Below are 21,770 nucleotides of genomic sequence, written 5' to 3'. Positions count from 1 at the left end.
GCTGACGGCGTCGGCGCACGATCCCGTCCACGCCCGCCGCGACGGGCTGGCCTTCCTCGGCGGGGTGCTGACGACCTTCCTGCTGCTGGCGGGCGCCCTGCTGGCGCTCCGGGCGGCCGGGCAGGCCGTCGGCTGGGGCTTTCAGCTGCAGTCGCCGCCTGTGACGGCGGGACTGGCGCTGCTGATGCTGGCCGTGGCGTTGAACCTGTCGGGCGTGTTCCACATCGGCGCGGGCGTGCAGGGCGCGGGTTCAGGGCCCTTGGCGAGACTGCCGGGAGGCGTCGGCGCCTTCTTCACCGGCGCCTTGGCGGTGGTGGTCGCCGCCCCCTGCACCGCCCCCTTCATGGCCTTCGCCCTCGGCGCGGCCCTGCTGATGCCGTGGCCGATGGCGCTGGCGGTGTTCCTGATGCTGGGGCTTGGGCTGGCTCTGCCCTTCGTTGTGGTCAGCCTGTCGCCGCGCCTGCTGTCGAAGCTGCCGCGTCCCGGGGCGTGGATGGAGCGGCTCAAGGGCTTGCTGGCCTTCCCCATGTACGCCACAGCCCTGTGGCTGGCCTGGGTGTTCAGCCGCCAGACCGGCGCCGAGGCGTTGGGCCTGCTGTTCGTCGCGGGCGTGCTGCTGGCGCTGGGGGCATGGCTGGTGGGGACGGGACAGGCGCAGCGGATGGTCGGCGACCGGGGCCGCGTCTGGTTGGTGGCGGGGCTGGCGGTGCTGATCGCCGCCGCCGCCGCTCTCTTCATCGCGGCCCGCATGCCTGCGCAAGAGGCCGGTTCCGCGGCGGTCTCTCAAGGATCCGGCCCCGCCAGCGCGCCGTGGTCGCAGGCCGCCGTGCAGGCCGCGACCGGCCAAGGACGCCCAGTGCTGGTCAACTTCACCGCCGACTGGTGCGTGACCTGCAAGATCAACGAGCGCACCTCGCTGGCCTCGCCCCGGGTGGCGGCGGCGCTGAAAGAGACAGGCGCGGTCTATCTGGTCGGCGACTGGACCCGGCGTGACGACGCGATAACCGCCGAACTGCGCCGCCACGGACGGTCCGGCGTGCCGCTGTATCTGATGTATTCTCCGGGATCCGCCGAACCGCGCATCCTGCCCCAGCTTCTCACCGAGGGGGTCGTCCTCGACGCCCTGAAAACCGCCCGCTGAAGGAGTTCAAGATGATCCGCCTGACCGCCGTCGCCTTCGCCGCCCTGACCCTCGCCGCCTGCCAGCAGCAGACCGCCGAACTCGACGCTCCGTCCGCTCCGGCCGCAGCGACGCCCGCCGTTGCGACGACGGGCGCCGCGCCCGCCGCCGGTCAGGCCGCGCCGGCGTTCACCCTCGTCGACGCCGAAGGGACGCAGCGCTCGCTGGCCGATTTCCGGGGCAAGACGGTAGTGCTGGAGTGGACCAACGAGGGCTGCCCCTATGTGAAGAAGCACTACACCGGGGCCATGCAGGCGCTGCAGCGCGAGGCGGTGGCCGACGGCGTGGTCTGGCTGACGATCATCTCCTCGGCGCCGGGCACGCAGGGTCATGTCGACGGCGACGCCGCCCGCCAGTGGAAGACCCGCACCAACGGCGCCGCGACCCATCTGCTGCTCGATCCGACGGGAGAGGTCGGCAAGCGCTATGGGGCCAAGACGACCCCGGACATGCGGGTCATCAACGCCGAGGGCCAGCTGGTCTACGTCGGCGGTATCGACGACCGCCCGACCAACAAGCCCGAGGACCTGGAGGGCGCCAACAACTTCGTCCGCGCGGCGCTGGACGATCTGGAGGCCGGCCGGGCCGTCCGAACGCCGTTCGCCGCGCCGTACGGGTGCGCGGTTAAGTATCCGGAGACGGTGGGGACGTGATCTCTTCCCTCGTGGGAGAAGCTGGCAGCCGAAGGCCGACGGATGAGGTTTCGCGGCGGGTCGGGAGTTTATACGGATGGGGCAAGGCGCCGGTGCGACCCCTCATCCGCCCCGCCGGGCTCCTTTTCCCACAAGGGGAGCCGTTCAGACTTCCGGCTGCGGCGGGGCGGTGACGACTTCGACGTTGTCGTTCAGCAGATAGGCAAGTTCTGACAGGGCGACGGCGCGTTCCGCGGGTGTGGCGGCGGTTTCGACGGCAGCGACCTTTTTCGGCATGTCCTCGGAGATGCCGCGCAGGATGCATTTCAGATCGCCGTCGGTCCCGCGCTCCTTGAGCACGAGATGACCCTGCATGTCGGCGGCGGCGAGTTCCGCGGCCTGGGTCTTGAAGCTGGTGAAGCCGGCGTCGGCGGCGAAGTCGGCCCGGGTGGCGGCGCCGGCGTCGATCCAGCCCTGAACCACGCCCCGCAGGGCGCCCGAGCGCGCTACTATGTCGGCGAACAGCGGCTCGCCCGCGACGGAGACCGGGGCCTCAGCGATCGCCGGCGGCTGGGCCGCTGCCATGGCGACATTGGGGTCCGAGAGCAGGAGGGAGACGGCCAGGGCGACGCCGCAGGACATGGCGAACCTCATAATGTTTGGCCGATTCGTGGATTCGGCGTTGAACCGGTTTACGCCAGACCCGTAAACGAGGGTTTACCCTCCCCAGCTGCGAGCCCGCCGATGACTGCCCGCGATCAGGCCCTGTCCATGCTCCGCGCTGTCGCCCAGAAGGACGCCGCCAGCCGCATCGTCCACCAGTTCGCGATCGACCCCGGCCGCATGCAGCGGATGGGCGTCGAGGCGGCGGGCCTCTACGTCGATCTATCGAAACAATCCTGGAGCGCCGAGGGATTCGAGGCGGCGCTGGATCTGGCGCGGACCTGCGACGTCGAAGGCCGCCGCGACGCCCTGTTCGCGGGCGAGGCTGTGAACAACACAGAGGGACGGGCGGTGCTGCATCCGGCGCTGCGGGCGGCGGAGGGCTCCGCCTTCGCGGCGCTTGGTGAACCCGTGGCGGTCGAGGTCGACGCCGTGCGCAAGGCCATGGCCGAGTTCGCCACGGACGTCGGCTCGGGCGCTGAGACCGGCGGCACGAAACAGCCGTTCAACACCATCATCCACATCGGCATCGGCGGCTCCGACCTGGGCCCGCGGCTGCTGTGGCAGGCGCTGAAGCCGCTGGAGCCGACGATCCAGGTGCGCTTCGTCGCCAACATCGATCCGCGCGACATGGCCGAGGCCCTTTCCGGGCTGGACCCCGAGACGACGCTGGTCGTGGTCGTGTCCAAGACCTTCACGACGCAGGAAACGCTGGCGAACGCCGAACTGGCCAAGGCGTGGCTGGCCGAAAGCCTGTCGCCCAAACGCATGGCGCGTCACCTGATCGGGGTCACCGCCGCCCCCGACAAGGCGGAGGCCTGGGGCTGCGGCCGGACCTTCGGCTTCCGGGACTGGGTCGGCGGCCGCTATTCGCTGTGGTCGGCGGTCAGCCTGTCGGTGGCGGTCGCGTTGGGTTGGGACGTGTTCGAGCGGGTGCTGGACGGCGCGCGCGCGATGGACGCCCACTTCCTGGAGGCCGACATGGAGCGCAACGCGCCGGTGCTGCTGGCGCTGGCGCAGGCCTACAACGTCGAAGGCCGGGGCCGCCAGGCACGCACGGTCGCGCCCTACGCCCACGGCCTGCGCCGCCTGCCCGCCTTCCTGCAGCAGCTGGAGATGGAGTCGAACGGCAAGGGGGTGAAGCGCGACGGCTCGGCCGTCGACACCGCCACCGGGCCGGTCGTGTTCGGCGAGCCGGGCACCAACGGCCAGCACGCCTTCTTCCAGCAGATTCATCAGGGACCGATCGTGATCCCGGCCGAGTTCGTGGTGGTCGGCCACACCTCTGACGACGCCATGGACGCTCGCGAGGGGGACGCGCCGCTGTGGTCCAACGCCCTGGCGCAGGCGCAGGCTCTGATGGTCGGCAAGACGGCGGCCGAAGCTCGAGCCGAGCTGATCGCGGCGGGCGCTTCGGAGGCCGAGGCCGACCGGCTGGCTCCGCACAAGGCGTTTCCCGGCGACCGGCCCTCGACCACCATCCTGATGGACGCGCTGAGCCCCGAGGCGGTGGGCGCCCTGCTGGCCCTGTACGAGCACAAGACCTTTGTCGAAGGTGTGATCTGGGACATCAACAGCTTCGACCAGTGGGGCGTCGAACTGGGCAAGGTGCTGGCCAAGGCCGTGCTGAAGGATGTCGGCGCGGGCGAGCCGTCCAAGGGGCTGGACCCCTCGACGGCGGAGCTGATGAAGCGGCTGATGGTGTAGCGATGCGTCGTCGCCCGGCTCTCCTTTTCATCGCTCTGTCGGTCGGCGGCTGCGGGAGCAGAACTGAAGGGGATTTCCGCCTGCTGCGAGGCGATTCGAAGCTGGCGCATATCGTGGACTTGGCACAGGTCGACACGGATCGGGACGGGATCAGGCGGGTGACCGTCACCTCCATCACGGAGAGTCCGGTCGCCACGCCGGCCGGAAGGCCGGGTCAGTATGCTCGCATCCTATATGCCTTCGACTGTGCGAACCTGCGCTACAGGGGCGAGGGCGTCACGGTCTACGATGCGGCTTTCGAGACGCTAGACGAGGTCACGCAACGGTCGCCGTGGCGGCCGGTCAGCGCGCCGCCAAGCCTGACCAGCGATTTCCGCCGCTTCTGCGCCTTGAGACCCTCCGGAGCCGATCTGCCCAAGGTGGTGGGGCCGGACTGGAGGGCCGCGGCGAGGAGCTCGCTGGCCCGATTGAGGGCTGAGGGACACTGAACGTCGGCGGACCGGCGCAATCCGGCCCAGAGCGTCGGAACCGCAAAGCCGGCTGCGGCTTCTAGCAGAATGCTCGCCGCATTCTTGTCGCTTTTGGCCTTCGCGCCGCTCCAAAATCCACCCCCGACGCAAGTCCCTACGGCCCCCGCGCCCGACCGCGCAGGCGAGCCCGACATCATGATTTCCGTCCACGCCCGAGCCGATCAAGTCCGGTGGCGACAGGTCGGGAGCGTGACGGTGCGGGCGTGGTCAGAGCCTGGCGGCAATGTGATCGAGGAGAACCTGACCACTGGGTTGCCGCGACCCATTCCCGGCCAGCGCACGTTTCGGAACGTCGAGTGGAGCTTGCTTGCCGGGGCCTGTGTGAACACGGCGCAGTTCATCGTCGAGAGCGGCCCGGTCGAGACCGACCGGCGATGCGAACGAGCGACCCAGACCAACATCCCAACCGGAGACACGCCCCAATGAAGCGCACCGTCAGCACCGCCGCCTTGGCCCTCTGTCTGTTCGCCGCAGCGGGCGCGCATGCCCAGGACGCTCGCCCGGGCGTCCAGCCGGTGCAGCCGCTTTCCGAACGACCCGCCGCGATAACCACGGACCCGTCAGGCGAGCCTGACGTCCTGCTCGACATCCCCAACCTGACGGTCGACGAGATCACCATCGAGGTCGAAAACCTCGAAGCCCGGCTCAACGTTCAGGCGCGACTGGCCAACCTCCTGCATCTGAACGCCGGGGCGGACGTGTCGATCGACAACGTCAAGATCGGCATCAAGGGCGTCAGCGCCCAGGTGCTGCTGAAGGTTCGACTCGACAACGTCGCGGCCATCATCGACCGCACGCTGACCACCATCGACCGCAACCCGGAGATCCTGGAGCGGCTGCTGACCAGCGTCGACAACACCGTCAATACGGTCGGGGGCGTGGCCAACACCACGCTGCAGCCCGGCGGCGTGGTCGACAACACCGTCGGGACCGTGGGTCAGGTGGCCGGTCAGGCGATCCCGTCGCGGCAGTAAGAGGCGACGCCGGCGGTCATGCAGACCGCCGGGTCAGTGTTCCTCAGCTCGACGGGGTCGTCGTCGTCGTGACCCGGGCGCGGCCGTTCATCTCGCTGGCCGGGCGGCCAGGCCAGGCCTGGAGCGGGTGGTTGCCCCAGTTGAGACCGGCGGCGCGCGGCTGGATGCAGCCGTCCTCGTTCTGGGTCATGCACACCTTGTAGACGGTCCCGTCGATGCGGACGGAGGTGGGCCGGCCGTTGGCGGCGCGGGCGACGACCTCGGGGGTTCCGGCGCGGGCGGCGGCCGTCGCGTTTGCGCTCTGCGCCTGGGCGGGCGCGACGGCCGCAACCGCGAGCGCGGCGGCGGCGAGGGCGGCCTGTAGGTTTCTACTGATCAACATCATCGTGTCCTGACAGAGTTTCCGGGGCTTCCGCGCTCGCCGGCAGGGGCCAGAGCGACACGTCGCTTGCGCGAACACGGATCACCTTGAAAAATCGCCAAGCCGGGCCGTTGTTCCGCCGCGCACGGACTTGGGATCGTCCGTGATCGGACACGTGGGGCTGCGCACAGGAAAAAGGCGGACCCCGTCTCCGGCGCCCGCCTTTCTCGCCCCGCCCGGCCAAATTCACGCGGCCGGGCGATCGCAGTCTGGCCTACCAGCGGCGATCGTAGCGGTACTCGCGATCGCGGCGGTTCTGGCTGCTGCGCCATTCGCCGTGATTCCGCCAGAAGCGGCCGTCGCGGTAGTAGCCGCGGCCCTGATAGGTGCGGCCTTCCTCATAGCGGCCGTAGCGGTCGCCATATGAGCCGTCGCGGCTGTTGATGCCGTGCTCGCGCTCCCAGTGGCCCAGGTTCCGGTAGCAGCGGCCGTCGCGGTAATACTGGCAGTTCTCGCCGCGATAGGTCCCCTGACCGTAGGCGTAACGGCTATCCTGGGCCGAGGCGGCGAGGACGGTGCGCAGGATGGTGTCGACCAGCGGGTCTCCGTACGACTGGGCGGCGGCGGGGGTCGCGCTTACGCCGGCCAGTCCCAGGCCGAGGGCCACGGCGGCGGCGGCGCCGGTGGTCTTCAGGGTGACGGGATTACGCATCGGATCGCTCCTTCTGGCACCGACAGGAGCCGGCATTCTCCCAAGGATAGGCCCCGCAGCGTGTACGGACCCGGTGCGCGGCGTTCAGCCTGCGGTCATCCGCGCGCCGGATTGCCGCCCGAATTTCGACCGGCCGCGCTTGACGACGCCGAGCCGCCTGCCTACTTCCCGCTCGCGTTAGCACTCGGTCGCCGTGGCTGCCAAAAGCCGGGCTCCGGGTCCCAAATCGAACTGTTGGAGACAATCAGATGGCGTTTCGTCCGCTCGGCGACCGCGTGCTCGTGAAGCGCGTGGAAGAAGAATCCAAGACCAAGGGCGGGATCATCATCCCCGACACCGCCAAAGAGAAGCCCCAGGAAGGCGAAGTCGTCGCCGTCGGCCCCGGCGCCCGCGACGACTCGGGCAAGATCAATCCGCTGGAGCTCAAGGCCGGCGACCGCATCCTGTTCGGCAAGTGGTCGGGCACCGAGGTCAAGCTGGAAGGCGAAGACCTGATCATCATGAAAGAGTCGGACGTCCTCGGCGTCCTCTAGGTGACGCGTGGCTGGTGATTGGTGGCTGGTGCGATCGAGACCGATCTGACGCCGCCGCCAACCCCCAGCAGCCACAAGCCACCAACCACCAATCACCTCTTCAAGGAGCTGCCTCATGGCCGCGAAACAAGTTCAGTTCTCCACCGAAGCCCGCGAGAAGATGCTGCGGGGCGTCAACGTCCTCGCCAACGCCGTCAAGGTGACTCTGGGGCCCAAGGGCCGCAACGTCATCATCCAGAAGTCCTTCGGCGCGCCGCGCTCGACCAAGGACGGCGTCTCGGTGGCCAAGGAAATCGAGCTGGAAGACGCCTTCGAGAACATGGGCGCCCAGCTGATCCGCGAAGTCGCCTCCAAGACCAATGACAAGGCCGGCGACGGCACCACCACCGCCACGGTGCTGGCCCAGTCGATCGTGCAGGAAGGCCTCAAGTCCGTCGCCGCCGGCATGAACCCGATGGATCTGAAGCGCGGCATCGACAAGGCCGTGACCGCCGTCCTCGCCGAGATCAAGGCCTCGGCCAAGAAGGTCTCCAACAACTCCGAGATCGCCCAGGTCGGCACCATCTCGGCCAACGGCGACACCGAGGTCGGCGAAATGATCGCCAAGGCCATGGAAAAGGTCGGCAACGAAGGCGTCATCACGGTCGAGGAAGCCAAGACCGCCGAGACCGAGCTGGACGTCGTCGAGGGCATGCAGTTCGACCGCGGCTACCTGTCGCCCTACTTCATCACCAACGCCGACAAGATGGAGGCCCAGCTCGAGGAGCCGCTCATCCTGCTGTTCGAGAAGAAGCTGTCGAGCCTGCAGGCCATGCTGCCGATCCTGGAAGCCGTGGTTCAGAGCGGCCGTCCGCTGCTGATCATCGCCGAGGACATCGAGGGCGAGGCCCTGGCCACCCTGGTGGTCAACAAGCTGCGCGGCGGCCTGCGCGTCGCCGCCGTCAAGGCCCCGGGCTTCGGCGACCGCCGCAAGGCCATGCTGGAGGACATCGCCGTCCTGACCGGCGGCCAGGTCATCAGTGAAGACCTCGGCATCAAGCTGGAGAACGTCACCCTCGACATGCTCGGCAAGGCCAAGAAGGTCACCATCACCAAGGACGACACCACCATCGTGGACGGCGTCGGCGAGAAGACCGCCATCGAGGGCCGCATCTCCCAGATCAAGAAGCAGATCGAGGACACCACCTCGGACTACGACAAGGAGAAGCTGCAGGAGCGTCTGGCCAAGCTGGCCGGCGGCGTCGCGGTCATCCGCGTCGGCGGCTCGACCGAGGTCGAGGTCAAGGAGAAGAAGGACCGCGTCGACGACGCGCTGAACGCCACGCGTGCAGCCGTTGAAGAAGGCATCGTCCCGGGCGGCGGCATCGCCCTGCTGAAGGCGACTCGCGCGCTGGAAGGCCTGACCGGCGACAACGCCGACCAGACCGCCGGCATCGCCATCATCCGCCGCGCCATCCAGGCCCCGATCCGGCAGATCGTCGAGAACGCCGGCGTCGAAGGCTCGATCGTGGTCGGCAAGGTGCTGGAGAACTCGTCCGCCACCTACGGCTTCAACGCCCAGACGGAAGAGTACGGCGACCTGGTCGCCATGGGCGTCATCGACCCCGCCAAGGTGGTCCGCACCGCCCTGCAGGACGCCGCTTCGGTGGCCGGCATCATGATCACCACCGAAGCCGCGGTGGCCGACGCGCCGAAGAAGGCCTCGGGCGGCGGCGCCGGCGGCGGCATGGGCGGCGGCGGCATGGGCGGCATGGGCGACATGGACTTCTAGTCCAGGAAGCTCGGCTCAGGCTGAACGAACAAGGAGGGCGGGTCCGGAGACGGGCCCGCCCTTCTTTCGTTCGGCTCGAGTCAGGCCGCCTGCTCCAATCACTTCCGGCTAAGGCCGTTTGCGGGGGCGGGATCGGCCGACGGTCTGATCGCCCTTCGCCCGCGCCATCCGTGGAAGCCTGTCCGAATGGTGGCCATGGAACCTTGCAGAGGCGACCGCGGCGATTGCGCCATTGCAAGCGTCGGGTAAGGTCAATCCGCCTCAGGTAAAGGACCGTCCTCCATGCGTCTCCACTCCGTCTCGCTCGCCGCCCTTCTCGCCGTGATCGCTTCAACCGCGCCCGCGATGGCGCAGACCTCGGCCGCCCCGGCCGCGGCGACCGCCCCGCAGGCGCCGGAGCTGCGCGCCGCGCCGGTCGCGGAGCTGGTTTCACAGGTGAACATCCCGTGGCGGCGGTTCACGCTCGACAACGGCTTGACGGTCATCGTGCACGAAGATCGCAAGGCTCCGGTGGTCGCGCTGTCCGTCTGGTACAATGTCGGTTCGAAGGACGAGCCGGCAGGGTCGACCGGCTTCGCTCACCTGTTCGAGCACCTGATGTTCGGCGGATCGGAGAATGCGCCGGGAAGCTACCTGGGCCGGATGCGGAACCTAGGCCCGAGCAACCTGAACGGCACCACGTGGTTTGACCGCACCAATTATTTCCAGACGGTCCCCACGCCCGCGTTGGAGCAGGCGCTGTACCTGGAAAGCGACCGGATGGGCTACCTGCTGGGCGCCGTCGGTCAGGAGGTGCTCGATCTTCAGCGTGGCGTGGTCCAGAACGAAAAGCGCCAGGGCGACAACGAGCCGTATGGCTTGTTCGAGTACGCCCAGCTGGAAGCGCTTTTCCCGGCGGGCCATCCTTATCGCCACTCGACGATCGGTTCGATGGCTGACCTGGACGCCGCCAGTCTGGAGACCGTGCGAAACTGGTTCCGGGAGAATTACGGCCCCAACAATGCGGTCGTGGTGTTGTCCGGGGACATCGACGAGGCGACCGCCCGGCCTCTGATGGAGCGCTACTTCGGCGGCATCCCGCGCGGCCCGGTGAACACGCCGGCGGAGGCCGACGTGCCGACGCTGGCCGCGCCCATCGTCCAAACCATGCGGGACCGCGTAGCCACCACGCGCCTCACGCGCAGCTGGGCGGTGCCTGGTCTGCTCAGCGAGGACGCCGTGCCGCTGTCGGTCGCCGCTTCGGTGCTGGGCGGTCTCGCCTCATCGCGGCTGGACAATCAGCTGGTGCGAGGCGAGCAGACCGCCGTATCCGTATCGTCGTCGTTGTCCGACTTCCATCGCATCGGCATCTTCGACATCTCGGTCGACGTCAAACCGGGCGAGGACCCTGCCGAAGTCGGCCGTCGCCTTGACGCCATCGTCGCCGATTTCATCGCCCGCGGGCCGACGGAGGAAGAGGTCGCCCGCGTCGCCACTCGATACGTCTCAGGTCGTATCCAGAGCCTCGAACAGGTCAACGGCAAGGCCAATGTGCTGGCGGAGGGCCAGCTTTATGCCGGCGATCCCGATCACTACAAGGCGGAGCTCGCCGCTTACGCTTCGGTCACTCCGCCCCAGATCACCGCCGCCATGCAGCGCTGGCTGACGCGTCCCGTGTTCGATCTGACGATCGCTCCCGGCGAGCGCGAAGCCTATGAGGAAGCCGCGGCCGCCCCGTCTGGCGCGACCCCGGTTCCAGCCGCCGAAATCCAGCGGGTCGCGCGTCCGCCGATGCCGGAGATCGGCGCCGTGTCCGACCTGGATTTTCCAGCCGTGGAGCGCGCAACGCTGTCGAACGGGGTCCGGGTCGTCTACGCTCAGGTCGACACCGTGCCCGTGACGCGCGTGGCGGTGGAGTTCGACGCGGGCTACGCGGCCGATCGGCCGGAGCGCTTGGGCGCTCATAGTCTGATGCTCGATCTGATGGACGACGGCACGACGACGCGCGACGCGAACCAGCTCGCTGAAGAGCAGGAGCGGCTGGGCGCCTCGATCAACGTCGGCGCTTCCATGGACCGCAGCTCGGCCAACCTGTCGGTCGTATCGGCGAACCTTGCTCCATCCCTGACGCTTCTGTCCGACGTGGTGCGGAATCCGGCTTTCGCGCCGTCCGAAGTCGAGCGTCTGCGCGCTCAGCGGCTGGCGGCCTTGGCCAGTGAAGCGACCCAACCCGGAGCCATCGCCGCGCGCGCCTTGCCGCCGCTACTGTACGGTCCGGACAGCCCCTATGGCCGCTCTTTCACCGGCACAGGCGACACGGCCACGATCACCGCCCTGACCCGCGCCGATCTGGTTGGCGAGCATGAGGCTTGGGTCCGCCCCGACAATGCGACGATTTTCGTGGTGTCCGACGAACCTCTGAGCAGGATCACGCCACAGCTGGAAGCGGCCTTCGGCGATTGGCGCGCGCCGTCGGTGGAGAAGGGAACCAAGGCGTTCGGCGACACGGTTCCAGCGGCCACCAGCCGTATCGTTCTCATCGACCGGCCGCAGTCGCCGCAGTCGCTGATCTATGGGGGCGCGGTCCTGCCCGTGTCCGGCACCGACGACCTGTTGCAGCTCAACGCCGCAAACGTCACCCTCGGGTCGGACTTCCTGTCTCGCATCAATGCCGACCTGCGCGAGACCAAGGGCTGGTCTTACGGCGTGCGGGGCAATGTGAACGCGCTGGAGCACCGCGTGCCCTACATCGTCAACGCCCCGGTGCAGGCGAACCGGACGGGCGAGTCGGTGGCCGCCCTGATCGCCCAGTACGAGCGCTTCCTCAAAACCGAAGGCGTCACGCCGCAGGAGCTTGAGCGCACGATCAACGGCAACACGCGCTCGCTGGCCGGTGGTCTTGAGACCTCGGCGCAGATCCTCGCCGCGCTGCGGTCCAACGACCTCTACGACCGTCCTGACGACTATCAGGAGACCCTCGCCAGCCGCACCCGCGCCCTGACCGCTTCCGAACTGGACGAGGCGGCGCGTCAGGTCATCAAGCCGGATCAGTTCGTCTGGGTCGTCGTCGGCGACGCCTCGGTGGTTCGCCCGCAGCTGGAGGCCCTGGGTCTTCCGCTTGAAGTGCGCTCACCGCAGTAGGCGGGCTGGAGCAGGCGGCCGCTCCTGCTGGACGAGGGCGAGGCTGAACCCCCGCCCGCGCGGGGCGTTCGGCCGGGATGACCTCCCAAGACCCCCATACCTGCCGCCGGGCCCTGCGAGAGATCGGGGAGATCGCGGCCGTGGCGGTGTTGGACGACAGCCAGATGACCGACCAGGAGGCGCTGCAGAATATCGCGGCGATCGCCGAATGGGTGCTGGACGAGGCGCCGGGGGCGCGGGCTGACTGCGGCGACGTGATCCGCCGGCTGGAGCGGATGACGGACGGGGTGGACTTCGACGGGCTGGACGACCGGGCCGCGCAGGCGCTGTTCGGGGAGGTGCTGGCGGTCATGAAGGGCGAGGCCTGAGCGGGGCGGCCGTTCACGGCGTCGGCCGGGCCCCTCTGGACGCGGCGGGCTCGCCCCGGGTTATGATGGCAACCGGTTCCGTGGCGGGGGCGTTGCGGTCAAAGGTCAAGCTTGGGGGGATGAGGGCTTTGAGGGTCGAGATGCGCAGACGGGCCGTGGGCGGGGTAGCCGCCGCGGCGCTGATCGCCGCCGCCGGGCCGGCGCTGGCGGAACCGACGTCCGTCGAGGCGGCGACGCCGCCTCAGGGCGCGGGACCGATGGATCAGGACCTGACCCGGTTGTCGCTGGAGGAGCTGGCGATGGTCCAGGTGACCTCGGTGTCGCGGCGGCCCGAGGCCCTGGCCGACGCCGCGGCGGCCATCTTTGTGATCAGCGCCGACGACATCCGCCGCTCGGGCGCGACCAGCCTGCCGGAGGTGCTGCGGCTGGCGCCCAATCTGAACGTTCAGCGCGTCAACGCCGGGGACTACGCGATCAGCGCCCGGGGGTTCAACGGGTTCGAGACCTCCAACAAGCTGCTGGTCCTGATCGACGGCCGGAGCGTCTATTCGACGCTGCAGTCTGGCGTCTTCTGGGACGGCCGGACGATCATGCTGGAAGACATCGAGCGGATCGAGGTGCTCGGCGGCCCCGGCGGGACCCTGTTCGGCGCCAATGCGGTCAACGGCGTGATCAACGTCATCACCCGGTCGCCCGCCGAAACCCAAGGGGGGCTGGTGCAGGCCGGCGTCGGCTCCGAGGACAACACCCTGTCGCTGCGTTACGGCGGCGCTGTCGGGGAGAGCGTGGTCTGGCGCGCCTATCTGTCGGCGTTCGAGCGCGACGACAGCTTTCGCGAGACGGGTGAGGAAGCCGCGGACTCCACGTCCGGAGTGCGGGGCGGCGCCCGCGTCGAATGGTCCGGCGAGTCGGACCGTGTGACGCTTCAGGGCGAGATATTCGACAACCAGGTGCGGACCAACGAGGATTTCACCGGCACCCGAACGCGGGTGGACGGCGGCCATGTTCGGGCCCTCTGGGCGCGGGACCTCGCCGGCGGCCAGCTCCAGGTCACGGGCTATTACGACCACTTCGGCGTCACCGAGCCGGGGCTGAAGGAGCGGACCTATACGACCGACGTCATGGTCCAGCACGCCTTCACCCTGGGACAGCGGCACCAGATCGTATGGGGCGGCGGCTTCCGCCGGGTGAAGGCCGCGCTCTACTCCGACTTTTCCTCCGGACTGGTGCCGCCGGAACGGCGGCTGTCGCTGGCCAACCTGTTCGTGCAGGACCAGATCGCCCTAGGCGACGCGGTTACCCTGACGGTCGGTGCGAAGTTCGAGGAGAACAGTTTCACCGGATCCGAATTCCTGCCCAGCGTCCGGCTGTCCTGGAGACAGGGGGCCGGCGCCCTGCTGTGGGGCGCGGTCTCGCGGGCCTCCCGCACCCCGAACCGCATCGAGCGGGACCTGACGCTTCCCGGCTTCCTCGAAGGCGGAGATTTCCAGTCCGAAGCGCTGACGGCGTACGAGGTCGGGTACCGCGCCACGCCCAGTCCGAGCACCAGCCTGTCGATCTCGGCCTTCTACAACGCCTACGACGACCTGCGCACGGTGGCCTCGGACCCGGCGAGCTTTCTGCCGCTGCGCTTCGCCAACGGCGGCGAAGGCACGACCTACGGTGTGGAGGCGTGGGGCAGCTGGGACGTGAACGACCGCTGGCGGCTGAGCGCGGGCGCGGCCTGGCTGGAGAAGGACTTTCAGGTCGAGGCGGGGGCGACTGACATCTCCGGCCTGGCCTCGATCGGCCACGACCCCCGATACCAGGTCCAACTGCGCTCGGAGGCGGACCTGACCGATTCGCTCGAGCTGGACGTCCGGGTGCGCGCGGTGGACGCGCTCGACCGGTCGGACGTCGAGGGCTTCATAGAGGCCGACGCGCGCCTGGGGTGGCGGATCACGGACCGGCTGGAGCTGGCGATCACGGGCCAGAACCTGATCGGCGATCTTCGGCTCGAGACGGCCGATCCTGTCCGGCGCCGGGCCTTCGGACGCAGCGTCCAGGCGTCCCTGCGAGCGAGCTTTTGAGATGAGGCCGGCCGGACGCGCCATCCCGGTCGTCCTGGCCCTGCTCTGGAGCATGGCGCTTCAGGCGACGCCCGCGCGCGCGCAAGGCGACCTCGAGTATTCGGTCAAGGCCAACTACCTCGTCCGCTTCACCGCCTTCGTGACCTGGCCGCCGAGCGCCTTCGCCAGCCCGCAGGCGCCGGTGGTCATCTGCGTGGCGGGCCGCGACCCGTTCGGCCGCAGCCTCGAAGCCGCGGCCCGGAGCCAGACCGCCCACGGACGGCGCGTGGCGATCCGCCGGCTCGGCGACCCGGCCGCGGTCGCCGGCTGTAACATCGTCTATGTCGGCCGCGACGGCGGCGCCGCGCTCGGCGGGGCTGTGGGTCGGCCGGCGATGGTGGTCACCGACCAGGGCGTCGGGCCGGAACGGGGGGCGGTCCATTTCGTCGTCGCCGAGGGCCGGGTCCGTTTTCACATCGACCAGCAGCAGGCCGCCCGCGGCGGGCTCGGCGTCAGCTCCCGCCTGCTGAACCTCGCCCTCAGCGTGAGGGGCGGCTGATGGCCGTTATCGATCGCCTGCGGAACAGCCGGTTCCCGCTCCTTGCCCTGGCGTCCCTATTGGTGCTGTTGTTCGCCGGCGTCGCCATCACGGTGGTGAGCGAGCGGGCGCTGAAGCAGCAACTGGCGCGTGAGGCCGGCGCCCAGGCGGACCTGCTGGCCTCGGCCGTCAGCGGCGCGCTCGCCTTCGACGACCGCTCGGCGGCCCAGGACTACGTCGACGCCGTCCAGATCAATCCGAACGTGGTCGCGGCGGCCGTCTACGACGAGAACGACCAAGTCGTGGCCAGCTTCGCCCGGCCCGGCGAGACCATCCCGCCGGTGGCCACGCCGCGCGACAAGACGACCGTCTTCGAGGACGGCCGCCTGTATGTGGTTCGGCCGGTGACGGAGGCAGGCCAGAGGCTGGGCACGGCCAGGCTGCGGCTGCTGGACATGCCGCGGTCGCAGCGGCTCAGCCGCTACGCGGGACTGATGCTGGTGCTCGGTCTGGCCGCCCTGGTGGTGGTCGTGCTGGCCGTAGCCCAGGGCGCCCTGCGCCGGGCCAACCGGGAGCTGTCGCGACGCGCCGAGGTGCTGGCCGAGACGAATCTGCTGCTGAACCAGCAGATGGCCGAGCGCGAGAAAGCCGAGGAGGCCCTGAGGCAGAGCCAGAAGATGGAGGCGATCGGCCGCCTGACCGGAGGCGTCGCCCATGACTTCAACAATCTGCTGATGATCGCCTCCAGCGGCATAGAGCTTCTGGACCGCACGGACGACCCGAAGAAGCGCAAGGCGCTGAGCGAGGGCGTTCGGCAGGCGGTGGATCGCGGGGCGGCCCTCACGCGCCAGATGCTCGCCTTCTCGCGCCGTTCGCCCTTGCGGGCCGACGTGCTTGATCTCGGCTCCCAGATCGACGGATTGCGCTTCCTCCTAGAGCGATCCCTGCGCGAGGACGTGGAGGTGAGGCTGGACCTTCCCCCGGACCTCTGGCGCGTGGAAGCCGACGCGGGCGAGTTGGAGCTGGCGCTGCTGAACCTCGCCGTGAACGCCAGGGACGCCATGCCGAACGGCGGCCTGCTGACGGTCACGGGCCGAAACGTCTACGGCGAGGACGGCGAGCCCGACATGGTCCTGCTGGACGTGACCGACACCGGGGTCGGCATGTCGCCCGCGATCTCGTCGCGCGTGTTCGAGCCGTTCTTCACCACCAAGGAGGTGGGGCGCGGCACCGGGCTGGGGCTGTCGCAGGTCTACGGCTTCGCCCGCTCCTCCGGCGGCGACGTGTCCGTCCGTTCGGTGGAAGGCGCGGGCACGACCTTCGTCCTGCGTCTCCCGCGCAGCGACAAGGCCCCGACCGCCGCGGAACCCGATCCCGCGGGAGCCGGTCTCCCGCCGGAGTCGGTCAAGCAGGGCGGACGGCTGTTGCTGGTCGAGGACGACGACGCCGTGGCCGCCGGGGTGGGCCACATGCTGCGGGACCTCGGCTACACCTATGTGCGGGCGGCGCAGGCGAAGGACGCGCTGGCCCTGCTGCAGTCCGGCCGCAGGGTCGATCTCGTGTTTTCCGACATGGTCATGCCCGGCGAAATGGACGGCCTGACCCTGGCCAAGACAATTCGCGACCGCCATCCGGACCTGCCGATCATCCTTACGACCGGCTTCAGCGAGGCCGCCGCGGTCGCCGGGGCCGAGCGATTCCCGCTGCTGTCCAAGCCCTACGGCATCAGCCAGCTGGCCACGGCGCTGAACGACGCCCTGAGCCGCTCCAGGGCGGGTTAAGGAGGGCCGGGCCGAACGGCGGACGACCCGCCCCGGTAGGAGTCCAGCCCCTACTCGTCTTCCAGCGGGGGCAGGCCGGCTTCCTTGCGGGCGGCGGCGGCGGCGCGTTTCTCAGCCTTGGCGGCGGCTTTTTCGGCGGCCTTCTTGGCGTCGGCGCGGTCGCGCTCCTGACGTTCAAAACTGTAGTTGGGCTTGCGGGCCATCGGCGTCTCTTCTTGTTGGCGCTACCGCGCTTCGCGCTGCTTGAGCGCAGGGATGTCAGCGCGGCTGGGGCGCCTGTGTTCCCCCAAGGTGGGGCAAGCGGGGCCGCGGGGCAACCGCTGTCGCTCAGTCGACGGCGGTGATCTCTACCGTCTGGCCCGCCACCACGGCCTCGTCGCCGACCGACTTGCCGGTCAGGGCGACGGCCAGTGGCGAGACGTGGCTGACGGACCCGGCGGCCGGATCGGCTTCGTCCTCGCCGACGATTCGCCAGGTCTGGGCACGCCCGTCCTCCCGCTCGATGGTGACCGAGCCGCCGAAGCGGACGCGGCCGTCGGGCACGGTCTCGACCAGCTGGGCGGTGGCGCGGCGGGCGGACCAGTAGCGCAGGTCGCGGGTGGCGCGGGCCATGGCCGTGCGGTCGGCCTCGATGTCGCCCTTCGCCTGGGCGGCCGCGTAGGCGGCGCGTGCCTCGGCCAAAGAAGCCTCGATCCGCGCCAGCCCGGCGGGCGTGACAAGGTTGGGGTGGGGCGAGATGGGACGGTCGGGAAGATCGGCCGCCGTGGCCTCCAGATCTTCCTCGCGGGTGAAGGCGACGCTCATGGGGAGGAAGCGTATGCGGGTTGGAGCCGTTCCCGGGAAGGGGTTTCGCCACCACCTGTCGTCATCCCAGCCTTCGCCGGGATGACGACAAGAGGGAGCCGGGTCGCGGTGGCGGCGGGAAGCGGGTAGTCAGCGGGCATGAGCGAACTCTCACACACTATCCACATTATCGGCGCCGGGCCATCGGGGCTGATGGCGGCCGAGCGGCTGGCCGTGGCGGGCGCGGCGGTGGTGGTGCACGAGGCCATGCCGTCGGTGGCGCGGAAATTCCTGATGGCCGGGCGGGGCGGGCTGAACCTGACCCATTCGGAGGGGCCGGAGGCGTTCGCCGGGCGCTACGGGGCCGCGCGGGGGACGGTCGAGGCATGGCTGGCGCGGTTTTCGCCGACACACATGACCGGCTGGGCCGAGGGGTTGGGGCAGGAGACCTTCGTCGGCTCTTCGGGGCGGGTGTTCCCAGGGGCGATGAAGGCGTCGCCGCTGCTGCGGGCGTGGCTGGCGCGGCTGGCGGCGCTGGGCGTCGAGGTGCGGACGCGATCGCGCTGTTCAGGCCCGCGCCGGGATGACGGGGGCGTGGTCTGGCTGTTCGAGACGCCGGAGGGGGCGCGGGAGGAGCGGCCGGACGCCGTCGTGCTGGCGACTGGCGGGGCCAGCTGGCCCCGACTGGGATCGGACGGAGCGTGGGCGGGGTGGCTGGCCGGCGCCGGGGTGGCGATCAAACCGTTCCAGCCCTCCAACGCGGGCTTCGACGTGGCGTGGTCGGATGTGTTCGTCGAGCGGTTCGCGGGGCAGGCGATCAAGCCGGTCGCGCTGACGCACGGCGACCAGTCCGTACGCGGCGAGCTGATGCCGACGCGCTACGGCGTCGAGGGCGGGGCGGTCTATGCGTTGTCGGCGCCGATGCGCGAGGCGGTGGCGCGGGACGGGACGACGACCCTGACGGTGGACCTGCGGCCCGACCTGACGATCGAGGCGCTGGCGGGTCGGCTGGCCAGGCCGCGCGGCAAGGACAGCGTCTCCAACTGGCTGCGGAAGGCGGGCGGGCTGTCGGCGCCGGCGGTGGGGCTGCTGCGCGAGATCCCCGGCGAACTGCCCACCGGAGCGGACAAGTTGGCGCGGCGGATCAAGGCGGTGCGGCTGACGCTGACGGGGATGCAGGGGCTGGCGCGGGCGATCTCGTCGGCCGGCGGGGTGCGGCTGGACCAGGTCGACGACCGGCTGATGCTGACGGCCCTGCCCGGCGTCTTCGTGGCCGGCGAGATGCTGGACTGGGAGGCGCCGACCGGGGGCTATCTGCTGCAGGCGTCGATGGCGTCGGGCGTCGCCGCGGCGGACGGCGTGCTTGAGTGGCTGAAGACGCGCTGAGGCCCGGTCAGCGCCCGAGGGCGAAGTCGGCGTGGACCTGCACCTCGTAGGCGTCGCTGCCGGCGTGGACGGGCGGCGCCGGGGCGGTCGCCTGCACCGTCATCCCGTTCGCGGCGCCGCGGCCGTAGTACGGCATGGGCGGCTGGCCGGAGCCGTCGCGGATGGCGAGCACGCGCTTGACCTTCAGGTCGGCGGCCTCGGCGTAGGCCTCGGCCCGGGCCCGCGCAGCCTTGTAGGCGGCGGCGCAGGCGATGTTGCGGGCGCGCTCGGGATCGGACGAGCGCAGGTCCGGGCCTGACACGACATTGCCGCCGGCCTCGGTCGCCGCCGCGATGGCGGCTCCGGCCTTCGAGACGTCGCGGATTCGGACCTCGACCATGTTCTCGGCCCGGAAGCCGCCCCGGCCCGGCCCGTATTCGACGCGGCCGAGGGTGACGTTGCGGCTCTGGATGTCGTCCGCGGGGACGCCCAGCGCGGCGAGGGCGGCGGTGACGCGGGTCATGGCCGCGTTGTTGCCGGTGCTGGCGGCGGCGGACGTCGGGGCGTTGGTGGAGACGCCGACCATGATGCGCGCCTCGTCGGGCCGGGCCTCGGCGCGGCCTGTGGCGGCGACCTGGAGCAGCACCTCCTTGGCCTTCACTCCGCGCGGATCGGGCTCCTGCGCGCATCCGGCGGCGAACAGCGCCAGCACCAGTCCGATCCGTTTCATGACCACTCTCCCAGGGATGCCCGATGTGCGGCCGCGAAAGTGGCGGGCGCGTGGCGCGCCGGCACGGCTGAAGTGACACGGCACAGGTGCGAGCCCCGCGCGTTGAACCCGCGGCCCGTCGGGCGGCCGAGGAAACCGACATGCGGATGATGGACCTGAGCTCGTGGCAGAGCGTGCTGACCAGCCTGCTCGCCCTGGCGCTGTTCGCCCTGATCGGGGTCGGCATACGGCTGGTCATGATGATGACCTTCCAGCAGCGTCGCGAGCGCGCCAACCGCCAGATCAACGAGCGTCTGAAGACGCTGATGGCCGCCTACAAGGTTCTGGGCGGGTCGTTCACCGGCGACCTGTCCGTCGATCCGCGGCATCTGCGGCAGGTGCGGCGCGCCGCTCCGCTCGGTGAAGCGGGAGCGGCCAAGGAGGAGCTCTCCGGCGCGGCGGTGTCCGGCGAGACGGAGGGGTCGGACCGGGCGCGGCGCATCCGCGACGCGGTCGAGGCGGCCCTGTCGGACATCATCCTGTTGGGAACGGACGAACAGGTGCGGCTGGCTCAGCGGGCGGCGCTCGACCTGGTCGAGGGGCGGCCGGTACACACCCATGAGCTGGTGATTTCATTGCGCGACTTCGTCCGCGACGCGCTCGACCTCGCCCCGATTCCGGCCGGGCTGCAGATACCCGTGCAGGGCCCGACCCGGCCGAGCGGCTCGGGCGGCGGCGCGCGCGGCGCGGACCGGGGACGAGGCGGCGGAGGAGGCGGCGGCGGCATGGGCGGCGGCGCGGGCGGCGGCATCGGCATGGGGATGGGCGCGGGCCTGGCCGCCGGCGAGGCGGTCGAGCTGGATGGACGCTGAGGTGAGGCCGGGAAGTGACGCGACCTGCGCCTCCGGCTAGGACAGGACCATGACCGAGCTAGACATCCACGGCGTCTGCCCCGACCGCTTCGGCGCGGTGAAGGACGCCTTCGCCGCCAACTTCAGCGACGCGCCCGAGGGGCTGAACGAACTGGGGGCGCGGTTCAGCGTCTGCATCGAGGGGGAGGTCGTGGTCGACCTATGGGCCGGGCATGCCGACACGGCGCGGACCCGGCCGATGGCGGCGGACACGCTGATCCCGGTGTTCTCGACCGGCAAGGCGGTGATGGCGACGCTGATCGCCACCTGCGTCGAGCGCGGCCTGCTCGATTACGAACGGCCAGTCGCGAGCTATTGGCCGGCGTTCGGACAGGCGCGCAAGGAGCGGGTCACCGTCGGCCAGATGATGAGCCATCAGGCCGGGCTGCCAGGCTTCTCCGAAGTGGCCGAGCCGGCGATCTGGTTCGACCGCGAGGCGGTGCTGGCGCGGCTGTGCGCCCAGGCGCCGATGTGGCCGCCGGGCACGGCCAGCGGCTATCATCCCATCACCATCGGCTATCTGGCGGGCGAGCTGTTCCGGCTCGTGGACGGGCGGACCATGGGGACGGCGCTGCGGCAGGACTTCCCGGGGCTGGACCTGTGGATCGGCCTGCCGGAGGCGGAGCACGGCCGGGTGGCGCAGCTGCGCAAGCCGGCGTCGGCGCCTGACCTCGGGATCATCGACGCGATCAAGCGCGCGGCCTTCCTCGACAAGGGCTCCGCCCCGGGCGGACGCGGCTCGACGGAATGGCGGACGATGGAGATTCCCTCGGCCAACCTGCACGCGCGGGCCGACGATCTGGCGCGCTTCATGGGCGTGCTGACGGACGGCCGGTTCGAGGGCCGGACGGTGCTGTCGCCGGAGACGCTGGAGGCGATGCGGCGCGAACGGATCGCCGGCGTCGACAGGGTGGTGCCGTTCGACATCAGCTGGGCGGCGGGGGTGATGCGCAACGAACGGCTGCGCGTGTTCGGCCCTAACCCCGAGACCCTCGGCCACGCCGGCTGGGGCGGCTCCTGCGCCTTGGCCGATCCGGCGCGCAAACTGTCGGCGGCCTATGCGATGAACCGCCAGTCGCCGCAC

Annotated in this window: 22 protein-coding genes; 16 read left to right on the top strand and 6 right to left on the bottom strand. The window is 70.1% G+C overall.

The window, feature by feature from the left end:
- Both VGB60_RS03635 and VGB60_RS03630 read left to right on the top strand, forming a co-directional pair.
- The coding region (locus VGB60_RS03635) for a protein-disulfide reductase DsbD family protein (RefSeq protein WP_331036920.1) at positions 1-1,141 on the top strand (1,141 nt) is incomplete at its 5' end.
- An 11-nt stretch (positions 1,142-1,152) separates the two neighbouring features.
- A complete protein-coding gene (locus VGB60_RS03630) occupies positions 1,153-1,833 on the top strand; it encodes a redoxin family protein (RefSeq protein ID WP_331036919.1) in 681 nt (226 codons plus the stop codon).
- 144 nt (positions 1,834-1,977) lie between these two features.
- On the opposite strand, the gene VGB60_RS03625 is transcribed toward VGB60_RS03630, so the two are convergent.
- Entirely contained in the window at positions 1,978-2,454 is a 477-nt protein-coding gene (locus VGB60_RS03625; RefSeq protein ID WP_331036918.1) for a hypothetical protein, read from the bottom strand.
- 102 nt (positions 2,455-2,556) lie between these two features.
- On the opposite strand from VGB60_RS03625, the gene pgi reads away from it, so the two are divergent.
- From pgi to VGB60_RS03605, 4 genes are all read left to right on the top strand, one after another.
- On the top strand, positions 2,557-4,182 hold the full coding sequence (pgi, locus tag VGB60_RS03620) for a glucose-6-phosphate isomerase (RefSeq protein ID WP_331036917.1): 1,626 nt from the start codon (positions 2,557-2,559) through the stop codon (positions 4,180-4,182).
- 158 nt (positions 4,183-4,340) lie between these two features.
- Positions 4,341-4,670 carry a hypothetical protein gene (locus VGB60_RS03615; RefSeq protein WP_331036916.1) on the top strand — a complete coding sequence of 110 codons (330 nt, stop codon included), beginning with the start codon at positions 4,341-4,343 and terminating at the stop codon, positions 4,668-4,670.
- 237 nt (positions 4,671-4,907) lie between these two features.
- Entirely contained in the window at positions 4,908-5,138 is a 231-nt protein-coding gene (locus VGB60_RS03610) for a hypothetical protein (RefSeq protein ID WP_331036915.1), read from the top strand.
- A complete protein-coding gene (locus tag VGB60_RS03605; protein WP_331036914.1) occupies positions 5,135-5,686 on the top strand; it encodes a hypothetical protein in 552 nt (183 codons plus the stop codon). The genes VGB60_RS03610 and VGB60_RS03605 overlap by 4 nt, the downstream gene beginning before the upstream one ends.
- 43 nt (positions 5,687-5,729) lie before the next feature.
- Here VGB60_RS03605 and VGB60_RS03600 read toward each other — a convergent pair whose 3' ends face one another.
- Positions 5,730-6,068, bottom strand: coding sequence for a hypothetical protein (locus VGB60_RS03600; RefSeq protein WP_331036913.1), 339 nt, complete (start codon positions 6,066-6,068; stop codon positions 5,730-5,732).
- Positions 6,069-6,321: 253 nt separating this feature from the next.
- On the bottom strand, positions 6,322-6,759 hold the full coding sequence (locus tag VGB60_RS03595) for a hypothetical protein (protein ID WP_331036912.1): 438 nt from the start codon (positions 6,757-6,759) through the stop codon (positions 6,322-6,324).
- Between the two features lie 248 nt (positions 6,760-7,007).
- On the opposite strand from VGB60_RS03595, the gene groES reads away from it, so the two are divergent.
- From groES to VGB60_RS03560, 7 genes are all read left to right on the top strand, one after another.
- A complete protein-coding gene (gene groES, locus VGB60_RS03590) occupies positions 7,008-7,292 on the top strand; it encodes a co-chaperone GroES (RefSeq protein ID WP_331036911.1) in 285 nt (94 codons plus the stop codon).
- Between the two features lie 115 nt (positions 7,293-7,407).
- Positions 7,408-9,063 carry a chaperonin GroEL gene (groL, locus tag VGB60_RS03585; RefSeq protein WP_331036910.1) on the top strand — a complete coding sequence of 552 codons (1,656 nt, stop codon included), beginning with the start codon at positions 7,408-7,410 and terminating at the stop codon, positions 9,061-9,063.
- A gap of 282 nt (positions 9,064-9,345) precedes the next feature.
- Positions 9,346-12,183: a pitrilysin family protein gene (locus VGB60_RS03580; RefSeq protein ID WP_331036909.1), complete on the top strand. Its 2,838-nt coding sequence runs from the start codon at positions 9,346-9,348 to the stop codon at positions 12,181-12,183.
- Between the two features lie 77 nt (positions 12,184-12,260).
- Positions 12,261-12,551, top strand: coding sequence for a hypothetical protein (locus VGB60_RS03575; protein ID WP_331036908.1), 291 nt, complete (start codon positions 12,261-12,263; stop codon positions 12,549-12,551).
- Between the two features lie 140 nt (positions 12,552-12,691).
- The gene (locus VGB60_RS03570; protein ID WP_331036907.1) at positions 12,692-14,620 is read left to right on the top strand and encodes a TonB-dependent receptor plug domain-containing protein; all 1,929 of its coding nucleotides are present in this window, start codon (positions 12,692-12,694) and stop codon (positions 14,618-14,620) included.
- 1 nt (position 14,621) lies between these two features.
- Positions 14,622-15,158 (top strand): YfiR family protein, encoded by a 537-nt coding sequence (locus VGB60_RS03565; protein ID WP_331036906.1) that lies wholly within the window; start codon positions 14,622-14,624, stop codon positions 15,156-15,158.
- Positions 15,158-16,918: an ATP-binding protein gene (locus VGB60_RS03560; protein WP_331036905.1), complete on the top strand. Its 1,761-nt coding sequence runs from the start codon at positions 15,158-15,160 to the stop codon at positions 16,916-16,918. The genes VGB60_RS03565 and VGB60_RS03560 overlap by 1 nt, the downstream gene beginning before the upstream one ends.
- Positions 16,919-16,968: 50 nt before the next feature.
- On the opposite strand, the gene VGB60_RS03555 is transcribed toward VGB60_RS03560, so the two are convergent.
- Together VGB60_RS03555 and greA are read right to left on the bottom strand one after the other, a co-directional pair.
- Complete coding sequence (locus VGB60_RS03555; protein ID WP_331036904.1) at positions 16,969-17,121, bottom strand: hypothetical protein; 153 nt, start codon at positions 17,119-17,121, stop codon at positions 16,969-16,971.
- A gap of 124 nt (positions 17,122-17,245) precedes the next feature.
- Positions 17,246-17,722: a transcription elongation factor GreA gene (gene greA / locus VGB60_RS03550; protein WP_331036903.1), complete on the bottom strand. Its 477-nt coding sequence runs from the start codon at positions 17,720-17,722 to the stop codon at positions 17,246-17,248.
- 138 nt (positions 17,723-17,860) lie between these two features.
- Here greA and VGB60_RS03545 point away from each other — a divergent pair, with 138 nt between their 5' ends.
- Entirely contained in the window at positions 17,861-19,087 is a 1,227-nt protein-coding gene (locus VGB60_RS03545) for a TIGR03862 family flavoprotein (RefSeq protein ID WP_331036902.1), read from the top strand.
- Between the two features lie 7 nt (positions 19,088-19,094).
- On the opposite strand, the gene VGB60_RS03540 is transcribed toward VGB60_RS03545, so the two are convergent.
- Complete coding sequence (locus tag VGB60_RS03540; RefSeq protein WP_331036901.1) at positions 19,095-19,796, bottom strand: SIMPL domain-containing protein; 702 nt, start codon at positions 19,794-19,796, stop codon at positions 19,095-19,097.
- A 140-nt stretch (positions 19,797-19,936) separates the two neighbouring features.
- Between VGB60_RS03540 and VGB60_RS03535 the strand changes: the two genes are divergently transcribed.
- On the top strand, positions 19,937-20,647 hold the full coding sequence (locus tag VGB60_RS03535) for a hypothetical protein (RefSeq protein ID WP_331036900.1): 711 nt from the start codon (positions 19,937-19,939) through the stop codon (positions 20,645-20,647).
- Between the two features lie 49 nt (positions 20,648-20,696).
- On the top strand, positions 20,697-21,770 hold a 1,074-nt coding region (locus VGB60_RS03530), incomplete at its 3' end, for a serine hydrolase domain-containing protein (protein ID WP_331036899.1).

It is taken from the genome of Brevundimonas sp., from assembly GCF_036399195.1.
In the GTDB taxonomy this organism is placed as follows: Bacteria; Pseudomonadota; Alphaproteobacteria; order Caulobacterales; family Caulobacteraceae; genus Brevundimonas.
The sequence above is the reverse complement of the archived record's forward strand: the minus strand, read 5'-3'. Positions and strand labels throughout refer to the sequence as shown.